The following is a 21,145-nucleotide window of genomic DNA, read 5'->3' as shown; positions in this document are numbered from 1 at the left end:
AAACTTGATTATTCGAGAAAAACGTTTTATATATAGATATTATTTTATTCGATACGCTGAACCAAATATTTTCAACAAACAAAGACTCAAAAAGTCTTATTTATACTATCTATAAAGATTTGCAGCCATTATTAGAGAATGATTTACATTATTGGTTGCAAAGAGCAAAAAGTATATATAGAACCCAAGACAATGTTGAGAGCTTTGAAGAAGCGTATACGTATGCTAAAAAAGCTATATAGATGGTAAAGGAGCTTTGGTAGTAAAAGCAGCTCTTACTACAGCACTTATTTCGTGCGCAATAGCAGAAAAAAAGCCTGAAAAGGACAAAATGGGTTATTATATAGAATGTGTTTTCTTAGCTCATACGGCGGTTTTTTCGGATTATTTTCATTTATATCCAACATACTTAAATTCGGAATTACCGATAGGAAAGAACACGACAAGTGAACGAAGAATAACTGAAGCGTGTGAATATATATGTAAAAATTGCGAACAATCGGGGTGTGAAAGAGAAAGTAGGGAACTGCTGGAGTATTTTGAACGAAAAGAATATATAGGAGAAAAATATAATGTGCGGAATAGTAGGATACACAGGAGATAAACAGGCAGCGCCCATTCTTCTTGCCGGATTAGAAAAATTAGAGTATAGAGGATATGATTCAGCTGGTTTGGCGGTTAGAAAAGGGAAATCATTGCCGGAAATCGTAAAGGCGAAAGGTAGGCTGATTGCTTTAAAAGAAAAAACAAATGCTGGAAAAGCAATACATGGAAACTGCGGAATTGGACATACCAGATGGGCGACCCACGGTGAACCGTCAGAATTGAATGCACATCCTCATGCAACGGAAGATAGAGAGGTTGTAGGTGTTCATAATGGAATTATTGAAAATTATCAGGAGTTAAGAGAAAAACTGATAAAGAAGGGATACTCCTTTTATTCTGATACGGATACGGAAGTGGCTGTAAAGTTGGTTCATTATTATTATGAAAATTATGGTCAGAATCCGATTGATTCATTAGCAAGAGCTATGACTAGAATTCGTGGTACCTATGCACTGGCTTTTATGTTTAAAGAATATCCAGAAGAAATATATGTAGCCCGTCAGGATAATCCAATGATATTGGGGCAGGGAGTGGGAGAAACATTTGTAGCGTCGGATGTACCGGCGCTTCTTCCATATACGCGCCAGGTTTATTATATTGGGAATCAGGAAATGGCTCGTTTGCATAAAGGAGAGATTACTTTTTACAATATCGACCAGGAAGTGATTGAAAAAGAACTGATTGAAATTAAGTGGGATGCAGAGGCTGCAGAAAAAGGCGGATATGAGCATTTCATGATGAAAGAAATTTATGAGCAGCCAAGAGCAGTTCGTGATACAGTCAATGCAGTTTTAAAAAATGGGAGAATTGATTTATCAGATGCAGGTTTAGATGAAAAAACAATCCGTTCAATTGGACGAATTTATATTGTGGCGTGTGGTTCTGCGTATCATGCAGGAGTGGCGATGCAATATGTAATGGAAGAATTGGCAAGAATTCCGGTACGTGTGGAACTGGCTTCTGAATTTAGATATCGGAATCCAATTTTGGAAGAGAATAGTTTTGTTATTATTATTAGTCAGTCGGGGGAAACAGCAGATAGTTTGGCAGCTTTGCGTTTGTCAAAAGAGCAGAAAATCCCAACACTTGCGATTGTGAACGTAGTCGGTTCAACGATTGCGCGTGAGGCAGATCATGTATTTTATACATTAGCTGGACCGGAGATTGCGGTAGCAACGACGAAAGCGTATAGTGCACAGCTGATTGCCGGGAATTTGTTGTCGATTCAGTTTGCTTATGCAAAAGGAAAACTGGATGAAAAGAGATATAAGGAACTAATAGAAGCGCTTCAGAAGCTTCCAGAACAAATTCAAAAAGTGCTGGATGATGAAAAAGAGCGAATTCAGTGGTTTGCTTCAAAATATGCAAATGCGAAAGATGTATTTTTTATCGGCCGCGGCATTGATTATGCTGTCGGCATGGAGGGAAGTTTAAAATTAAAAGAGATCAGTTACATTCATTCTGAGGCATATGCAGCAGGAGAGCTAAAGCATGGAACAATTAGTTTGATTGAAGATGGGATTTTAGTAGTCAGTGTATTAACGCAGAAAGAACTATATGAAAAAATGATCAGCAACATGGTTGAAGTGAAGTGCCGTGGAGCTTATCTTGTAGCAGTGACAATGGCAGGAAATTATAAAGTAGAAGATACAGTAAATTTCGCTTTGTATATTCCAGAAACAGAAGAGTGCTTTACACCGAGTTTAGCAGTGATTCCGTTGCAACTTTTGGGATATTATGTAAGCGTTTCGAAAGGTCTGGATGTGGATAAGCCGAGAAATTTGGCGAAGAGCGTAACGGTGGAATAGGGGGAGAGTAATGGATTATTTGCGGAGGAACATATGAATACAACCCTCATCATCATGGCTGCTGGCATCGGTTCCCGTTTCGGAACCGGTATCAAGCAGCTTGTAAAGATGGCTCCCAATGGGGAGATTATTATGGACTTTTCGATTTACGATGCAAAAGCAGCTGGATTTACCAAAGTTGTTTTTGTGATTCGAAAAGCAATCGAAGCGGAATTTAAAGAAGTGATTGGAAATCGCTTATCGAAAGTTATGCCAGTAGAATATGTCTATCAGGAATTGGAAGATTTACCGGATGGATATGAGGTTCCAGCAGGGCGCGTGAAACCATGGGGAACTGGACAGGCAATTTTAGCTTGCAAGAATGTAGTAAAAGAGCCATTTGTGATTATTAATGCAGATGATTATTATGGAAAAGAAGCATTTATAAAGCTTCATGATTTCTTGATTTCCGAGAATGAGAATAAAGAGAAGATGAACCTTGCCATGGCTGGATTTTCTTTGAAGAACACGCTGAGTGAGAACGGAGCTGTAACTAGAGGTGTCTGTGTGGCAGATGCAAATGGATATCTGGAGAAAGTGATTGAGACAACGGGAATTCAGATAGTGGATGGAAAAATACAGTGCGATAATGCGGAAGTCAGCAAATGGATTACATCAGATGCAATGGTATCTATGAATATGTGGGCGGGATATCCGGATTTTTTGCGGTATATAGATGAAGGATTTGCCAGATTCCTTGATACATTAGGGGAAAATTCAGAGAAGAAAGAATATCTTCTCCCGAATATTGTGGCGGAATTGCTGGAAAAGAATTTGGCGGCTGTAAAAGTCCTGAATACATCGGATAGATGGATTGGTATTACATATAAGGAAGATATAGAACCGGCACAGGAGAAGTTTCGATTTATGATGAAATCTGGCATATATCCGATGCAGTTATGGGAGTAGTAATGTATAAAAAATTAAGAAGGTTTAGATTATGAATTTTTTTGAGAAGTTGAAATTATTAAAAAAGAATAATGCTACTGAAATGAATTACAAGATGTTATTTCAAAACATTATAAAGGGTATATATCTGTCCGTATTTTTGATAATAATTTTAATTTGTGTTTTTTTCCCTAAGATTGAATATGCAAATAAATCTCTTTGTGCGAATTTTTTGTCGCCATGGGTGCTAATGTTTTTGGGAACGATTTTTTTTGCTGTAGTATATACTGTGGCAAATTGTTTTAACTTTAAAAACAGTAAAAAAACTATGATAGTCGTTTCGATACTGTTTTTCTTTTTGAACCTTTTTTGTGTGTATAATTATTATTTTTATACAGGGTGGGATTCTTCCGAATTAATAAATTTTTCTAATTCATATATACACCATCAAAATGCAAATGATTATCAATGGTATTTTTCAAGATACCCTAATAACCTGTTTTTGGCAGAAATTTTCTCTATAATCCGATTTGTGGCACATAATATAGGATTCCATGATTATGAATATTTTGCTATTTTGACAGTTCAATGTTTTTTAAATGCCGTAACAGGCTATTTATTATTTCATATAATTAAGTATTTATTTGATGATACAAAAATTTCGCTGTTTGGGTATGTTGTTTATGTTCTTTTGGCTGGAATATCTCCATGGATTTCTATACCGTATTCGGATTCTATGGCATTGATATTTCCTACGTTGATTTTATATCTTTATATTCATAATAAAAAGAAGAATTCTATGTTAGTGTGGTTCTTCATAGGTCTTTGTTCAACGGTGGGATATAAAATAAAACCTCAAACATTTATCGTTTTTATTGCAGTTATTTTAGTTGAAACATTTTGCGTTGCAGGAAAGAGAGAATTGAAAAAAAGTTTCTTGAATGATTTGATTGCTATTTTTGGCGCTTTCATGGGGCTGTGTATAATTAAAGTTGGAATTTCGGCGATGAATTTTCCGGTTGATAAAAACATGTCTTTTGGAATTGCACATTATTTTATGATGGGTATGAATCCTGCTGATATGGGAAATTTTTCTGATAAGGATGTTGAATTTTCTGCATCATTTTCAACTTGTGCAGAAAGAAACGCAGCAGATTTGTATGTGGCAATTAATCGTATTAAAAATATGCATGTACTAGGCTTGGTGCAGCAATTTGCGCGAAAAATATTATCCAATTATTATAATGGTACATTTAGCTGGGCTGCAGAAGGTGGATTCTTTTTGGAAGTATTTCCTCCGAAAGCGACACCAATATGTGAGTTTTTGCGTGGTTTGTATTATACGGGACAATATGGAGACATCGGAAAATACTATATTTTATGGTCAAATTTTGAACAGATGATATGGTTGACAATTATATTTTTAAATGTGTTTGCATGGCATGCAACTAAAAACAATCGTGTATGTGTGATTATGTTAAGCATCTTAGGGCTGACACTGTTTGAATTAATTTTCGAAGCACGTGCAAGATATTTATTCACATATATTCCACTATATATTATATTGTCTCTCTATGGATTCCAATATATAAGATCAAGATTAAATACTTTTAGAGAACGATATAAAAGATCGGAAAGGTAAAATTTAAAATGAATACCATATTATACATTATTATTCCTTGTTACAATGAGGAAACAGTTCTTCCAATTACATCAAAGATGTTTTTGGATAAGCTGACTTCTTTGATTCAGTCTAATACGATTTCTAACAGCAGCCGTATCCTTTTTGTGAATGATGGAAGTAAGGATAAGACATGGGAAATCATTTGCAATCTGGCAAAACAAGATGAACATTTTATAGGAATCTCTCAGAGCCGTAACCGAGGCCATCAAAATGCGGTTCTTGCGGGTTTGATGGAAGCGAAAGATAAATGTGATATTACAATTTCCATTGATTGTGATGGTCAGGATGATATTAATGCTATGGACGAGATGGTGGAGCAGTATAAGCAGGGATGTGAAATTGTCTATGGCGTCAGAAGTAAACGTGATACAGATACATTTTTTAAACGTTTTACAGCAGAAGGATTTTATAAACTTTTAAACTGGATGGGTGCGGAGGTTGTCTATAATCATGCGGATTATCGCCTTGTCTCAAGTCGGGTGTTAAAGGAGTTTGCTAATTTCAAGGAGGTAAATCTTTTTTTGCGTGGGATGTTTCCGCTGGTTGGCTTTAAGAGCACAAGTGTTTATTATGAGCGTCATGAAAGAATTGCAGGAGAAAGCCATTATCCATTAACGAAAATGTTGAGCCTTGCGTTTGATGGTATTACGAGCTTGAGCATAAAACCTATTCGAATTATTACAGCGCTTGGTACGGTGATTGCAGGACTCAGTTTTCTTGGAGTTATTTGGTCGATCGTGATGCGTTTCATGGGAAATGTAGTTGCCGGATGGTCGAGCATGACATGTATTATTTGCTTGATTGGCGGAGTGCAGCTGGTTTGTCTAGGGATTTTAGGTGAATATATCGGAAAGATTTATATGGAAGTCAAGCATCGGCCGAGATATATTATTAGTGAACGGACAGAAGTAAAAGATACTTCTAATTCACATAAGAAGGTTCACTATTAAGTCTGGGGGGTGCCTGAATGGAGAGACAGGAAATGGAAGGAAAGCAGCGCAGGAAGGCTCTTCTGGTTACCCATGTCAGCGGCTTTGTCCCGCAGTTTGAGATGAACAATGTCCATATTTTACAGAAAATGGGATACGAGGTTCATTATGCCTCAAATTTTCATACGCCGTCCTATGGAACGGATAATCACCGTCTGGATGGAACCGGGATTATCTGTCACCAGATTGATTTTGTACGGAGTCCGTTTGATAAGCGGAATTTTCAGGTGTACCGTCAGATGGTTGAGCTGATGCGCCGGGAAAATTTTTCGCTGGTGCACTGCCACACACCGATGGGAGGTGTGATGGCGCGCCTGGCGGCCCATGCGACGGGGACTGGCCCGGTGATTTATACGGCGCATGGATTCCATTTTTTTAAAGGGGCGTCGTGGAAGAACTGGCTGTTTTATTATCCGATGGAAAAGTTTTTATCGAGGTATACGGATCAGCAGATCTGTATTAACCGAGAGGATTATGAACTTGCGAAACGGAAATTCCATGCGAGGTATGTGGATTATGTGCCGGGTGTGGGGATAGAGGAAGATAATTTTTTTAAAATGGGGGAAAAGGAACGTCAAAAGAAGAGAGAGAGTCTGGGCGTGCCGCCGGGACGGGTAGTGCTTTTGACGTCCGGGGAGATGATTCCGAGGAAAAATCAGGAAGTGCTGTTTCGGATGCTGGCGAAGCTGAAGGATTCGGAAAAGGAGTCAGTTTTATCGTTGGAACGAAATGAAACGGCAGATGAGCAGGAGGATGCTGGAACAGGCAGGCGAGTTGAGAGATGCAGCTATGAACGGCTGCATCTTTTATTATGCGGACATGGCGAATTGAAGGAGTATTTGCAGGATCTGGCAGCGCAGCTTGGGATAGCGGATCATATATCATTTTTGGGTTATAGGGAAGATATGGCGGAGATTTTTGGTGCTTCGGATATCTTCCTTTTTCCGTCTTTCCAGGAAGGACTGCCGCGTGCGATGCTGGAGGCGATGGCGAGCGGACTGCCGGTGGTTTGTTCGGAGATCCGGGGCAATACGGACCTGATGGGAGAGGAGTGGACTTTATCTGAGGATGGAAGCCAGAAAATCTGTCCGGGCGGAATGATGATTGAGAAGATGCAGGATGAAGAAGTCTGGGCGCGGGCACTTTTGTATATGCTGGAACATATGGATGAATGGGACCGGATGGGCGAGGTGTGCAGAAAGCGAAGCCGTCTGTTTGGCCTGGATGCAGTGGGGGAAAAGATGGAGAAGATTTACAAGAGACTGCTGGGAAGAGAGTCGGAGAGAGGATAAAGGAGTCATGAAGGAGAAGATGGTATTTGCGCCAGCCAGCGTATTGTTTTTATTGTTTGTTTTTTTGAAACAGTTTTATCTATTTCCTTCGGGAGGAATGGGAGCGGCGGATGTTTGTCTGCTGCTCTCTTTTTTTATTTTACTGGCTGGATGCTTGAAAAAGAAGGAACGAATCGGACGGGTTCGGGAAGATGGTTTTTTCTATGTGTTTTTGCTGTTTGTGATAGGGATTAATGCATATTATGGTATACGGCTGGGGCGGAATGAGTTTTTCCGGTATACGTTTTTCTGGATTTATAATGCCTGTGCGATATGGACGTTTCGGAAGCTGGTGGATCAGGAGAATGAAACGTTTTTATTGTGGATGAACCGGGTGGTGAAGGTAAATATCGTTTTGCAGCTTCTGGTATATGCATCGGGCCATGGACGGATTTTTCATGAATACTGGGGCGCGGTGCGGTACCAGGGAACGTTTAATGATCCGAATCAGCTGGCGTTTTTCTTATTTATGATGGTGCTGCTTTTGTACCTGTACCGGTGTCGGTTCGGCGATCGGAGCTTTCTTATTTTTTACTTGCTGGCTTTACCGGTGCTGGCGGCATCGAAATCGACGGGAATTCTGCTGGGCTTTCTGGTTTTTACCTTGCTGGCAGGAGCGCATGCACTCTATCTGGAGGGATGCAGGAGAAAGGTTCCGTCGAAGGTGTGGATCGTGGGAATCTGTGGTGGATTTCTTTTGTTGGGCGTGTTTTTGTGGTGGATATGGCCAGCGGCGGATTTCGATGTGAAGACCGTGGATTACAATATGCTGACCCGGATTCAGGAGAAGATCTGGAAAGTTGCACATGGCGGACTTTTGGGACTGTTTCTGGATCGCGGCATGGAGAAGCTGGTGCTTTACCCACAATACCTGTTATACGGCGCAGGCGAGGGCGGATTTGACCGTTTCACGCTGACCAGCAGATCAATGAGATTCATTGCTGCCTGTTCAGTGTATTATTCTGCTATGGAATAATCCCGACGGTTTTCCTACTTATCTGGCTGGTCCGGAATCTGCGGTATATGAATGCGGCGATGATGTGTGCGGTGGCAGGGATTTTGGCGGAGAGTTTCTTTTTGGTGAATTACCGGCAGCCGATGTTTTGGATGATTTTGGTGTATGGGAGTGTGATAAGGGAGAAGGAGAGTGAAGGTAGGCTTTTTTCTTAACAAATGTGGTTAGGAAAAAAATTTACATTTGGAAATATTTAAAATTTGCTGCTCCTAGTTGATTTTTTTTGAGGATTGAAATTAGCAATAAACTTAAAATAACTCGAAAACTTGACTTTTAACATTGGCTAAGTTAAAATGAAAAAAATTGAGTTAAAAAGGGGAATGGGAAATATGCTTACAAGCGTATTCGGGATTTCTACAAAATATGAAGCATGGAATCATCAGGATTCTTTGCCTGTTTATATTGCAGGGAGTTATAATTTTCACACAGCATATATTGGAAACAGACGCTGTATAATGCTTACTCCGACAGAAGAACTTGCCACACTTCCGGCATTGAAAAAACAGATTACAAAAATACAGCAGATTGATAATGTACCAGTCGTATTTGAACTTGCGTCGGTATCTAATTATCGAAGAAAAAGCCTTATAGAAAATAATATACCGTTTATTACTGATAAGCAGGTCTTTCTTCCTTTCATTGGGACAATGCTTTCTGATGAGAAAGAACCCCAAAAGCTGACAGATAAGTTTGTTTGCTCAACACAGCAGTTGTTTTTGTTTTATCTGTATAGTAAGAAAAAACGATTGTATATTTCAGAAGCCGGAAAAGTACTTCCATTTACAGCAATGACCTTGACCAGAGCAGTAAAGCAGTTGGAAGCGACGGATTTGTTTCTTGTAGCAAAAGACGGTGTCAACAAGTTTATTGAGTCAAAATATAACAGAGATGAATTATTTGAAAAAGCAAAAGTATATTTGACAACACCTGTCCGCAAAGCAGGATATATAGATAAGACGCAAGTTACAGAAAATATGGTTTTTGCAGGGGGAACGGCACTTTCTGAAAAAACAATGCTAAATCCAAGCCGAGTTGCTACCTATGCAATCAGTGAGAAGGATTATGATAAAACTTTACTGACCGATGAATTGATAGACCCAGATAAGCAGGTAAGACTTGAATTATGGGCATACAACCCGAAACAATTTTCAGAGGATAACAGTGCTGACGATATTTCCATTGTTTTATCTTTTGGAGATACAAACGATGAGAGAATTGAAGAAGCAGTAGATGAATTGCAGGAAAGAAGGTTGAAGGAGTAATGGTCAGCGGATTTACAAAATTTAAGGAAAGATTTCAGGGTTTTGAAAATCAATATGTTATCATCGGCGGGACAGCTTGTGATTTGATTATGGAAAATGAAGAATTACCGTTTCGTGCTACAAAAGATGTAGATATTGTATTGATTGTCGAATCCATAACAGCAGAGTTCGGCAGGCAGTTCTGGGAGTATGTCAAGGAAGCAGGATATGAGCATTTGAATAAAAGTACCGGAAATGCACAGTTTTATCGTTTCACATCTCCGAAAAGCAAAGAATATCCATATATGATAGAAATATTTTCCAGAAATCCGGATTTTCTTATATTGGAAGATGATGCAGTTCTCACACCGCTTCCGATAGACGATGAAATCTCCAGCTTGTCGGCAATCCTTTTAAATGAAGCGTATTATGAATTGCTAAAAACCGGACAATTGATGGTTGATGGCATTCCGGTATTAAGTCCGACTTGTCTGATACCATTTAAGGCGAAAGCGTGGCTGGATTTAAAGGAACGCAAGCTGAATGGAGAGCAGGTTGACAGCAAAAATATAAAGAAACATAAAAACGATGTGTTCCGATTAGCACAGTTAATCACAGCCAATACAAGGCAAGTTCTCAGTCCGGAAATAGCAGAGGATATGAAAAAGTTCTTATCTGAAATAGCTGATGAAACAGTGGATTTAAAGTCCTTGGGTATAAGAGGAACAGATAAGAAGAAAATGACAGATATGTTGTACCAGTGTTATGGGTTGAAGGATAATACATAGTAAAAGTGTTCTTGAAGATTTTGGACTCGCCCTGAGAGGGGAGGGTGCGGACATTTTCTTGGACAGGTTAAACAGCCAATCCAAGTCTACGTCTGTACTCCATAGGACTCATGTATCCTAATGGAGTATTAATAAGGTATTGTGTCCAAATTGAGAGTTTGTTTTGGGGAATGCTTGAAGCTGACGGGATATTCTTGTTTAAATTGTCGTTGTATGTTATAAATAAATCACAAGTATAACAACACGTAACAAGGAGAAAACCAACATGTACGATTATTTAATAGTAGGCGCCGGTCTCTACGGTGCCGTATTCGCCCATGAGGCGAAGAAAGCGGGCAAGAAGGTTCTGGTGATTGACCGCCGCCCGAATATTGCAGGAAATGTGTATACAGAGCCGATGGAGGGCATCCAGGTTCACAAGTATGGCGCGCATATTTTCCACACGAATAATAAGGAAGTCTGGAATTATGTAAATCAGTTCGCGGAGTTTAACCGTTTTACGAACTCTCCGGTGGCGAATTACCACGGCGAGCTGTATTCCCTGCCGTTTAATATGTACACCTTCAACAAGATGTGGGGTGTCGTGACTCCGCAGGAGGCAGCGGCGAAGATCGAGGAACAGCGCAAGGCAGCAGGCATCACCGAGCCGAAGAACCTGGAAGAGCAGGCGATCAGCCTGGTTGGTACGGATATTTATGAGAAGCTGATCAAGGGATATACACAGAAGCAGTGGGGAAGAGAGTGCAAGGATCTTCCGTCCTTTATCATCAAGCGTCTTCCGGTTCGTCTGACCTTTGACAACAACTATTTTAACGCCCTGTATCAGGGAATCCCGGTTGGCGGCTATACGAAGATGGTTGCCAATATGCTGGACGGCATCGAGGTTCGCCTGGAAGAGGATTATTTTGAGAATAAGGCTGATTGGGATGCGATGGCAAAGAAAGTAGTTTACACCGGCGCGATCGATGCGTATTTTGAGTATTCGCTGGGCGTTCTGGAGTATCGTTCTGTGCGCTTTGATACCGAAGTGCTGGATATCCCGAATTTCCAGGGCAATGCGGCAGTGAACTATACAGATGCGGAGACTCCGTGGACGCGTATTATCGAGCATAAATGGTTTGAGTTTGGCAAGGATGCGGATGGCAATGATCTGCCAAAGACGGTTATCAGCCGTGAGTACAGTTCTGAGTGGAAGTTAGGCGATGAGCCGTATTATCCGGTCAATGATGCGAAGAATGGTGCGCTGTATGAGAAGTACAAAGAGCTGGCCAAGAAGGAAGAGAAGGTAATCTTTGGCGGACGTCTGGGCGAGTATAAGTATTATGATATGGATGCGGTGATTGCTTCGGCGTTGGAGCTGGTGAAGAAAGAGCTGTAGGAGAATTTTTGATTTTTATTCGGATCGGCGGATGGTTTCGGAATCATGGATTAGATGGGAAGCTACCTGCTGATTCAGATAAAATGGTGAAATGAAAATTGCAAAATTTAGTATTTCAAAAATAAGGCATAATAAAACATCTTGAATACAGAAAAAAGATATGCTATAGTAAAAATAGGAAAGCCAGAGACATACGGCCTGCCGAAATGAAACAGTTAATCTCTTATGAGACCAGCCGCCCCTATTGCAGTAGTGGCGGCTATTTTCTTCTCGTGAAGATTGTATAACACAATCCTACGAGAGCGACAATGAATATTCCAGACTGAATTAAATCCGAATATGTAATATACATTGTTATCGCCCTCCTTTCTGTCATTGGTATGACGAGATGCTGGAGGGGAAGCCCTCCAAAAGTAGGGGCAGGCCGCCTTTCATATGCTCTGACTTTCCATAATTTTAATTTATCATAATTATAATGTGAGATCAATAAAAAAACACATCTAAACTGTGCAAATGATACTTTTGAAAATGCACAAACTATGCACGTCATTGATTCGGCATCAATTTCTCCAAATCCTCCATCATTCTCCCCAAATCCCGTTCCACCACCTCATACACCAGCACATCCGGCTTATTTTCGTTCAAAAATTCCGGCTCGAATGCCTGCCAGTGATAGAAATCGGTATGCGCGAAGTATTTCGGCAGTCCTGCTAACAGGGCGGTTCCGAAGGAGTCACGGTAGATCGTGATGCGTCGCGGGTCGGGCGCCTGGTCTGCTGAGATGTGGGCGATGTTGCCATTGTCGGAGGCGCTGTCGTAGTGGATGGTTACGTTGTTTCGATACCCGGATACATCTGCTTTGGTATCGTCGCACATGGATTCTGGCATGTGGAACAGGTTCGCCAGATCGCCCGGATCGCGTGGCTCATAGGTGACAGTGACGTCCTCGATCGGCGTGGAGGTGCCGCCAGCGGCATCGATGATCTGCCCGGAGACGAGAAATCCGGCAGCATCGTTCCAATGGGTGTCGGTTTTGAAATACCACTGATAGTCCCGGCGGTTTTTGAGCTCCGGGTATGGATTGACAACTGGGACATTTGTGTGTATTTCCAGATAATCGAGCAGTTCACTGCGGCGGGTAGGTCCGTCCGGTGCGGTGAAGCCATCCGGGAGGAATTCGCTGTATACACCTTCTTTGTTGGGCGCACACAGGAAGATAAATTCAGTTCCCTGTTTTTCCCAGGCATCGTGAACGGTCTGGAGTTTTTCGGCCAGCATACGAAGTTCCCCGGCGGAAAAACGGTTGGTGCCGAGGAAGTCCTCGACAGAGCTTCCGAGCGTGTAAAAGTACCAGCCATCTTTTCCGGTGATGACGTCCTGCGAGTCTCCGAACTGGAATAAGGAGAGGTTTAAGCGGGCGTTCAGGCTTAAGAAGCGGTTGCGGAACGCCGCGTGGTCGTTGATCCAGTCCTCAACACCGGATGGAAAGGTATCGATGGTTTCCAGCGACAGAGTTGGAAATGCCGCCAGACTGCGGTTTTCGCCGGTGCCCTCATCGGCTGTGGTTTTCAGGATAGGAACAGCAGGTTGGGGGAGAGGATGCAGGCGAAGAAGACTGCGATCATGATATGAGTGCGTTTCATAGGATAAAGTCCTCAATTCATAAATTTTTATTCATTTCTTGAATTTTCCGTAGTGTTTATGGTTTCATTGATAGCATTTTCGGAAGATTCGCCGTTTACCTCTTTTGGAATAGTAGCTTCTTCCGGTATATTTGTTTTTTTCAGTTCATCGTCCTTTTTCGGCTTTTCAGCCGCTTCGGAAGCATCGGTTTCTTCTATTATTTCTGCGTCCTCCACCGCCTTCTCCGTCGTTTTCTCCACCAAATCAAACGTTACCTGCGCCTTAAACAGATCCCCATCGATATACAAACTAAACTGCCCGTTCTGCAATTCCGTCAGATCTTTGGCGATCGATAGTCCCAGCCCGCTTCCCTCGGTGGTGCGGGCGACGTCGCCGCGCACGAAACGTTCGGTCAGCTCGTCGGCACGGATGTTGAGCGGATTGGCAGATATATTTTTGATGGTGAAGACTGCCTGGCCAGCAGTACCGGTTTCTGGCTTTCCGGGAACGCGGGCGAGGTCTACGTAGACGCGGCTGCCCTCCATCGCATATTTACAGACATTGTTGTACAGGTTTTCAAGTACGCGCCACAGGCGGCGTCCATCGGCGCGGATCATCAGCGGTTCCCGCGGGGCATTGATGATGAGCTGCAGATGTCTGGCATCCAGTTTTTCTTCAAATTCGCCGTTGGTCTGAAATGCCATCTGGACGAGGTCAATGTCGGTAAATTCAAGCTTCACATTGCCGGAGCTTGCCTTGGATGCCTCGACGAGGTCTTCAATCAGTGTTTTGAGACGCTGTGATTTCTGGTCGAGCACATCAAGATAGGCGTTGATCCGCGCATCTTCAATATGTTCCCGTTTCATTAGGTTTACATAATTTATAATCGAGGTCAGCGGCGTTTTGATGTCGTGTGAAACGTTGGTAATCAGGTTGGTTTTGAGGCGTTCGCTCTTCATTTTCTCCTGAAGGGCGGTTTCAAGACCGGAACTGATGTTGTTGAGTCCCTCTGCCAGCGTGAGCTCCGGACCGTCAAATTCATCGAGATCAAGCTGATAGCTGGTCTCCCCGGCGGAGAGCTGGCGGACGGCATCGCGGATGGATTCCTGTTCGCTTGCCTGCCGGAACAGTATGTAAAAGATCCACAGGTTAAACAGCAGAAATACCAGCACAGTCAGACCTGTCAGCAGGTAAACAACGTATAAATTTGCATACACGCGGTCCCAGAAATACCAGGCAAGGCTGATAAGCGCTGTGTTGATTGCAAGATAGAGAACAAATCCGATGCCTAGGCGGCTGCGGAAGTTCTGCCGTGTTTTGAGGATCAACATTTTCTTCTGAATCCGGCAGATCAGGCTGGAGGTCCACAGGGTACCGGCGCGGTAGCGGCGCAGGAGGCTGAAAAAGAGCAGCAGTCCGCCCAGATACAGGACCAGCGCCTGCAGGCTGTGATCGGAGAAGTACCAATACTGCGATGGAATGACCAGATGCAGGATGCGGATGAGAATCAGGTCGCTTACAACCAGGGCGATCGCGGTCATGGCGGCAAAAAAGACGATGCCGGTTTCAGTGCCGCTCTTGTCGAAGCCGTGCAGCGTCACGTCGAAGCTGCGGTAACTCTGGTAGCCGGACACCCGGAACAGAAACAGGAAGCTTAAAAGCAGTCCGATCGTTGCAAAGATTGTCAGTGCAAATCCGGTCAGATACAGGTGCTGCCGGTGCAGGTATGCGGTATGCGTGCGCGCGTAAAGGTCAGTGACTGGATAATTTGTATCGATTCCGATCAGCAGATAATAGTCGCTGCCGGTGTACGGGTTATTGGATGCCAGTGCGGAAATGCTGCTGAGCGGGATCGCTTTCATGTTGGTGTCGTAGAAAACGGAATTGCCCGGCAGGTACGCGTAGCGCCCGTATTCCTTGACATTTTCCGGTGTCAGGGAATCGGTGTTTGTAAACTGGGTTGTTTCGCTCTGATCCGAATCTGGCTCCGTGTACTGGATTTTAAAATGCAGGTTGGATGGATTGGCGACGAAACGGTTATACACTGTGTAATAACGATGCAGTGTGTCCATGATCTCGACCGCCGCATCCTCCAATGTGCTGCGCTTCCGGCTGGCAGAACGGTAGCTGTAGATCCGCTGCGGCTCTTGAACCGACCATTCGACGTAGCCTTCGCGGCTCTTGACGCCGTCTGCCGGTTCAGAAACTTTCTGGCAGTTAAAGTCGTCGTCGAGCTGGTACCCCATGGATTCCAGATAGGAAATCAGGGAGGACAGGGAGAAATTTTCGGTCTCGCTTGGTCCAAAGGTCATTTTGAGCATCCGGCGCGAGAGGTCGATCGAGCTGTCGGCACCGAAGACGTCCTGATATTCCATATATAGGAAGATATCGTTCAGATCGTTATTAAATTGTGTGTTAAATTCCGCGGTGTCCTCATAAGGAACCGAGCCAATGCCGGTCAGCCCCAGCCCGAAATTTCCATTGATATACATGAGGCTGATACCGATGAGTCCCAGAATCAGGAAAAACAGATGCGCGAGGCTGGCGATCCATTTCTGGATCTGCATCGGAATATGTGAGAGTTTTGTCATAAATTTTGCAACTCCTAACTTCTGTTAGATGGATGATTCACATTTTTACTGCTTCTCAATTTTATATCCAACACCCCAGACAACCTTCAGATAGCGCGGCTCCCTCGGGTTAATTTCGATCTTTTCGCGGATATGGCGGATATGAACCGCAACTGTATTGTCCGCGCCGATCGCCTCCTCATTCCATATCGCCTCGTAGATCTGGTCGATGGAGAAGACTTTTCCGGCGTTTTTAACGAGCAGAAGCAGGATGTTGTACTCGATCGGTGTCAGCTTGATGAGCTCGCCGTCCACGGTTACTTCCTTATTTTCATCGTTGATCTGCAGGCCGCCGCATTTGAATACGTGGTTGCCCATCTGATTGTTCATATTTCCCAGCTGCGTGTAGCGGCGGAGCTGAGATTTCACGCGGGCGACCAGTTCCAGTGGGTTAAACGGCTTCGTGATATAATCATCTGCCCCGATATTTAAGCCCAGAATCTTGTCCGCATCCTCAGACTTCGCGGAAAGAATAATGATCGGGATGCTGCTGGTCTCACGCACCTTCAGCGTCGTCCGGATTCCATCTAACCCCGGCATCATAACGTCCAGAATCATCAAATTCACGGTGTGCGTTTTCAAAAGCTCCAGCGCCTCTGCGCCGTCATACGCCTTGATAACCTCAAATCCCTCACCGGTTAAGTATATGTCAATTGCTTCTACGATCTGTTTATCATCGTCACATACAAGAATACTCTGCATAGCAACTCCTCCTTTTAATAGGGTAATATATAGATAATATAGTATACAAATTTCTGTATAGATACAATAAAGATACCTATGTCTTATAATTATACAACGAAAAAGAAGACCGCGGTATCCTAATTTTTATGTATTTCAAGTGATGCGTATTTCAGGAGAAGAGCCGCCCCCAATCTGTAGGAAACATCACTCGCGCCGGCACTTAGCGAGGTTTTTTCGAGCTTAGTGTCCGCTGCAGCGAGTGCAAGAGCGAGAGCGTTTTCCGGAAGATTGGGGGCGGCTCTTCTCTGTCCGGGTTGCGTCTTCTCACCAGAATCCTGCCGTTCATTTACAAGTTACCCTTGACAAACCCCACATTCTCCGCTACACTCTAAATTAATTTGAATATCAAACCATTTGAAATTAAAACTATCTTTTATAGAAGAAGCGGAGTTAAACGAGAAAATGACAGCTAGAATCATTGGAATTGGCGCGTATGCGCCGGAGCAGGTTGTGACGAATCAGGATTTGACGAAATTTCTTGATACAAATGATGCCTGGATCCGGGAACGGACGGGTATTGGAGCCAGACATGTCTCGACGAGCGAGGGAACCTCGGCGTTGGCGACAGAGGCGGCGAAGCGCGCGATCGCGGACGCGGGCATTTCTCCGGAGGAGATTGAGATCGTGATCGTGGCGACTTCTTCCCCGGATCGGGCGTTCCCGAGTGCGGCGGCGGATGTACAGGGAGCCATCGGGGCGAAACATGCGGTGGCGTTTGACATCACGGCGGCATGTTCCGGATTTATTTACGCCTTACATATTGTGCAGGGATTTATTCAGGCGGGCATCTATAAGACGGCGCTGATCATCGGTGCGGAGACATTGAGCAAGGTGTTAGACTGGACGGACCGCAGTTCCTGCATCCTGTTTGGCGATGGCGCGGGCGCGGCGGTTGTCCGGGCGGACGAGACGGGTGTGGTGAAGACGCTGGTCGGCAGCGACGGAACGAAGAACGACGTTCTGTACTGCCAGGCGAGAAGTCTTGAAAACTGCCTGACGGGAGGTAAGCCGGAGCTTGGTTTTATGCAGATGGACGGTCAGGAAGTCTTCAAGTTTGCGGTGAAGAAGGTACCGGAGATTGTGAATGCGATTCTGGAGGAGACCGGAACGGACCGCGAGGCGGTACAGCATTATCTGCTGCATCAGGCGAATATCCGGATTCTGGAAGTGGCGTCGCGCCGTCTGAAGGTTCCGATGGACAAGATTCCGGTCAATATCGAGCGCTACGGCAATACGTCGGCGGCTTCGATTCCGATTCTCCTGGATGAAATGCACCGGGACGGACGCTTAAAACGCGGCGATACGCTGGTGATGGCAGGTTTTGGCGCGGGTCTTACCTGGGGCGCGGCATTGATGACCTGGTAGGTGTCTGGAGAGGCAAAAAAATATATAGCAAAACTAATGTACATTATCCCATTTTTTGATAAAATATAAGAACAGTGATTGCATTTTTGCGGTCACAAAAAGAAAATTCATTTAAAAAGGAGATTGAAACGATGTTAGAGAAAATGAAAGAAATTATTGCAGAGCAGCTGAGCGTAGACGCAGATTCCATTACCGAGGCTTCCTCTTTCAAGGATGATCTGGGTGCTGATTCCCTGGATCTGTTTGAGCTGGTTATGGCTCTGGAGGACGAGTACTCCGTAGAGATCCCGGCTGAGGATCTGCAGAACCTGGCAACTGTAGGCGATGTTATGAACTACTTAAAAGAAAAAGGTGTAGAGGCATAATGAAAACAAAGATCACAGAAATGTTGGGGATTGAATACCCGATTATTCAGGGCGGCATGGCATGGGTGGCAGAACATCATCTGGCAGCAGCCGTTTCTGAAGCTGGCGGTCTGGGCTTAATTGGCGGCGCCAATGCACCAGGTGAGGTTGTCCGCGAGGAGATCCGCAAGGCGAGAGAGCTGACAAAGAAGCCGTTTGGTGTCAATGTCATGCTGATGAGCCCGTATGCGGATGACGTGGCAAAGGTAGTTGTGGAAGAAGGCATCAAGGTCGTAACGACCGGCGCCGGTATTCCAGGCAAATACATGGGCATGTGGAAGGAAGCCGGCATTAAGGTAATTCCGGTTGTCGCTTCGGTTGCACAGGCACGTCTGATGGAGAAGAGTGGCGCAGATGCAGTCGTTGCAGAAGGCATGGAGTCCGGCGGACACATTGGCGAGGCGACGACGATGACGCTCGTTCCGCAGGTGGTTGATGCGGTTTCGATTCCGGTGATTGCGGCTGGAGGTATCGCAGATGGACGCGGCATTGCGGCGGCATTTATGCTGGGCGCAGAGGCGGTCCAGATGGGAACCCGCTTCGTCGTATCGAAGGAATCTATCGTAAGCCAGGCTTACAAGGACAGAGTCATCAAGGCGAAGGACATTGATTCGACCGTAACCGGTATGAGTCACGGACATCCGATCCGCTGTCTTAGAAATAAGATGACGAGAGAGTATCTGAAGCTGGAAAAAGAGGGACGCCCGTTCGAGGAACTGGAGTATTTAACACTTGGAACGCTTCGGAAGGCAGTCATGGAAGGTGACGTGGACAACGGAACCGTGATGGCTGGACAGATTGCAGGTATGGTGAAGAAAGAGCAGACCTGTAAGGAAATGATTGAAGAAATGATGGCCCAGGCGGAGGCGCTTTTGGGCAGAAAGTAGAGAGTGAGTGTAACGCTATGAGCAAAATTGCATTTATTTTTCCGGGTCAGGGCGCACAGACCACTGGCATGGGACAGGATTTTTATCAGGAAACGGAAACGGGACGCGAGATGTTTGAGAAAGCAAGCGAGATCCTTGGGTTTTCAATGACCGATCTTTGCTTTGATCCGGCGCAGACGGACCGTCTGAATATCACGGAGTATACGCAGCCGGCGATGGTAACCGCCAGCCTTGCGATGATGCGTGTATTCATGGAACGTACCGGAATCCGCCCGGATGTGGCTGCGGGCCTGAGCCTGGGAGAATATCCTGCAATGGCGGCTGCAGGCGTTATGTCTGACGAAGATGCCATCCGTACCGTGCGGCAGAGAGGTATCCTGATGCAGGGCGAAGTCCCGGTTGGTCAGGGCGCCATGTCTGCCGTACTGGCGATGGATGCAGAGAAGATCGAAGAGGTGATCGCGCCGATCGAGGGCGTGCAGATTGCCAACTATAACTGCCCGGGACAGATTGTTATCTCTGGTAAGACAGAGGCGGTTGCCGAGGCAGGAGAGAAATTGAAGGAAGCGGGCGCAAAACGCGTTCTTCCGTTAAAGGTAAGCGGACCGTTCCATTCCAAGATGTTAGTGGGAGCTGGCGAGAAGCTTGGAAAGGTACTCGATACCGTTGAGATTCATACACCGAAGATTCCGTATATTGCGAATGTGACGGCAGATTATGTGACCGATGCAGCCGATGTAAAGCCGCTTCTGATGAAGCAGGTTTCTTCCTCCGTCCGCTGGGAGCAGACGATCCGGAAGATGTTAGCAGACGGTGTGGACACATTTATTGAGATCGGACCGGGTAAGACCCTGACTGGTTTCATGCGTAAAATCGACAAAAACGCGAAGGCGTTCAATATAGAGAAACTGGAAGATATCGACAAAGTAAAGGAGGCGCTTGGATGTTAAATGGAAAAGTAGCAGTTGTGACAGGTGCCAGCCGCGGAATTGGCCGTCAGATCGCTATTTCGATGGCGAAAGAGGGCGCTGTGGTGATCGTCAATTATAATGGCTCTGCGGCAAAAGCAGAGGACGTTGTGAAGGAAATTACCGAGGCGGGCGGACAGGCGGAAGCCGTTCAGTGCAATGTTTCGGATTACAGCGCGGCGGAGGTGTTCTTAAAGGACATTATCAGCCGCTATAAGAGAATTGATATTTTAGTCAACAACGCGGGCATTACCCGTGACAATCTTCTGATGAAGATGAGTGAGGAAGAGTTTGACGCCGTCATCGATACGAACTTAAAGGGCGCATTTAACTGCATTAAGCACGTATCCCGCCAGATGTTAAAGCAGAAGGGCGGACGCATCATCAATATTTCCTCTGTTTCCGGCGTGATGGGAAATGCGGGACAGGCAAATTACTGTGCGTCCAAGGCGGGCGTGATCGGACTGACCAAATCCGTGGCAAGGGAGATTGGAAGCCGTGGTATCACGGTCAACGCGATTGCACCGGGATTTATTGATACGGAAATGACCGCCGTTCTTCCGGACGATGTGAAGAAGGCGATGGGCGAGCAGATTCCGTTAAAACGTTTCGGTACGACCGAGGATGTAGCGCAGGCAGCCGTATTTCTGGCTTCTGACCGCGCAGCTTACATCACAGGACAGGTTCTGTGCGTGGACGGCGGAATGGCGATGTAGGGAAAAGGTGCTTTACAGATAGGCACTTTTGGAACCGAAAG

At 44.8% G+C, this 21,145-nt stretch carries 17 protein-coding genes; 14 read left to right on the top strand and 3 right to left on the bottom strand.

The window, feature by feature from the left end; all coding sequences use genetic code 11:
• Positions 1-572 precede the first annotated feature (572 nt).
• The 9 genes from glmS to glf all read left to right on the top strand — a co-directional run bounded on the left by glmS (position 573) and on the right by glf (position 11,767).
• Positions 573-2,414: a glutamine--fructose-6-phosphate transaminase (isomerizing) gene (gene glmS / locus DWZ16_RS02980; RefSeq protein WP_107000865.1), complete on the top strand. Its 1,842-nt coding sequence runs from the start codon at positions 573-575 to the stop codon at positions 2,412-2,414.
• 33 nt (positions 2,415-2,447) lie between these two features.
• The gene (locus DWZ16_RS02975) at positions 2,448-3,362 is read left to right on the top strand and encodes a nucleotidyltransferase family protein (RefSeq protein WP_107000864.1); all 915 of its coding nucleotides are present in this window, start codon (positions 2,448-2,450) and stop codon (positions 3,360-3,362) included.
• A gap of 31 nt (positions 3,363-3,393) precedes the next feature.
• Complete coding sequence (locus tag DWZ16_RS02970; RefSeq protein WP_107000863.1) at positions 3,394-4,983, top strand: hypothetical protein; 1,590 nt, start codon at positions 3,394-3,396, stop codon at positions 4,981-4,983.
• A gap of 8 nt (positions 4,984-4,991) precedes the next feature.
• Positions 4,992-5,975, top strand: coding sequence for a glycosyltransferase family 2 protein (locus tag DWZ16_RS02965; RefSeq protein ID WP_107000862.1), 984 nt, complete (start codon positions 4,992-4,994; stop codon positions 5,973-5,975).
• Between the two features lie 17 nt (positions 5,976-5,992).
• Positions 5,993-7,306: a glycosyltransferase family 4 protein gene (locus DWZ16_RS02960; protein WP_118293319.1), complete on the top strand. Its 1,314-nt coding sequence runs from the start codon at positions 5,993-5,995 to the stop codon at positions 7,304-7,306.
• Positions 7,307-7,313: 7 nt separating this feature from the next.
• Positions 7,314-8,321 (top strand): hypothetical protein, encoded by a 1,008-nt coding sequence (locus tag DWZ16_RS02955; protein ID WP_118522249.1) that lies wholly within the window; start codon positions 7,314-7,316, stop codon positions 8,319-8,321.
• Positions 8,322-8,653: 332 nt separating this feature from the next.
• The gene (locus tag DWZ16_RS02945) at positions 8,654-9,622 is read left to right on the top strand and encodes a MarR family transcriptional regulator (RefSeq protein ID WP_233430220.1); all 969 of its coding nucleotides are present in this window, start codon (positions 8,654-8,656) and stop codon (positions 9,620-9,622) included.
• The gene (locus DWZ16_RS02940; RefSeq protein WP_107000858.1) at positions 9,622-10,389 is read left to right on the top strand and encodes a hypothetical protein; all 768 of its coding nucleotides are present in this window, start codon (positions 9,622-9,624) and stop codon (positions 10,387-10,389) included. The genes DWZ16_RS02945 and DWZ16_RS02940 overlap by 1 nt, the downstream gene beginning before the upstream one ends.
• Before the next feature lie 265 nt (positions 10,390-10,654).
• Positions 10,655-11,767 (top strand): UDP-galactopyranose mutase, encoded by a 1,113-nt coding sequence (gene glf / locus DWZ16_RS02935; RefSeq protein WP_107000857.1) that lies wholly within the window; start codon positions 10,655-10,657, stop codon positions 11,765-11,767.
• Between the two features lie 546 nt (positions 11,768-12,313).
• On the opposite strand, the gene DWZ16_RS02930 is transcribed toward glf, so the two are convergent.
• From DWZ16_RS02930 to DWZ16_RS02920, 3 genes are read right to left on the bottom strand one after another with little or no spacing between them, the layout of a single operon-like run.
• Positions 12,314-13,426, bottom strand: coding sequence for an alginate O-acetyltransferase AlgX-related protein (locus tag DWZ16_RS02930; protein WP_243021904.1), 1,113 nt, complete (start codon positions 13,424-13,426; stop codon positions 12,314-12,316).
• Between the two features lie 11 nt (positions 13,427-13,437).
• The gene (locus tag DWZ16_RS02925; protein WP_118522247.1) at positions 13,438-15,981 is read right to left on the bottom strand and encodes a sensor histidine kinase; all 2,544 of its coding nucleotides are present in this window, start codon (positions 15,979-15,981) and stop codon (positions 13,438-13,440) included.
• Positions 15,982-16,026: 45 nt separating this feature from the next.
• Positions 16,027-16,722, bottom strand: a complete 696-nt coding sequence (locus tag DWZ16_RS02920; RefSeq protein ID WP_022360531.1) for a response regulator transcription factor — start codon at positions 16,720-16,722, stop codon at positions 16,027-16,029.
• A 444-nt stretch (positions 16,723-17,166) separates the two neighbouring features.
• Here DWZ16_RS02920 and DWZ16_RS02915 point away from each other — a divergent pair, with 444 nt between their 5' ends.
• From DWZ16_RS02915 to fabG, 5 genes are all read left to right on the top strand, one after another.
• Complete coding sequence (locus tag DWZ16_RS02915) at positions 17,167-18,129, top strand: beta-ketoacyl-ACP synthase III (protein ID WP_118522246.1); 963 nt, start codon at positions 17,167-17,169, stop codon at positions 18,127-18,129.
• A 131-nt stretch (positions 18,130-18,260) separates the two neighbouring features.
• Positions 18,261-18,494, top strand: coding sequence for an acyl carrier protein (acpP, locus tag DWZ16_RS02910; protein WP_022360533.1), 234 nt, complete (start codon positions 18,261-18,263; stop codon positions 18,492-18,494).
• Positions 18,494-19,420, top strand: coding sequence for an enoyl-[acyl-carrier-protein] reductase FabK (fabK, locus tag DWZ16_RS02905; RefSeq protein ID WP_022360534.1), 927 nt, complete (start codon positions 18,494-18,496; stop codon positions 19,418-19,420). Before acpP ends, fabK begins: the two co-directional genes overlap by 1 nt.
• A 17-nt stretch (positions 19,421-19,437) precedes the next feature.
• Positions 19,438-20,370 (top strand): ACP S-malonyltransferase, encoded by a 933-nt coding sequence (fabD, locus tag DWZ16_RS02900; protein ID WP_118522245.1) that lies wholly within the window; start codon positions 19,438-19,440, stop codon positions 20,368-20,370.
• A complete protein-coding gene (fabG, locus tag DWZ16_RS02895) occupies positions 20,364-21,104 on the top strand; it encodes a 3-oxoacyl-[acyl-carrier-protein] reductase (RefSeq protein WP_118471598.1) in 741 nt (246 codons plus the stop codon). The genes fabD and fabG overlap by 7 nt, the downstream gene beginning before the upstream one ends.
• Positions 21,105-21,145: the final 41 nt, after the last annotated feature.

This window comes from Clostridium sp. AF29-8BH (assembly GCF_003478145.1).
Lineage (GTDB): Bacteria > Bacillota > Clostridia > Lachnospirales > Lachnospiraceae > Otoolea > Otoolea fessa.
Note: the sequence above shows the minus strand (reverse complement) of the source record. Positions and strands in the feature narration are given on the sequence as shown.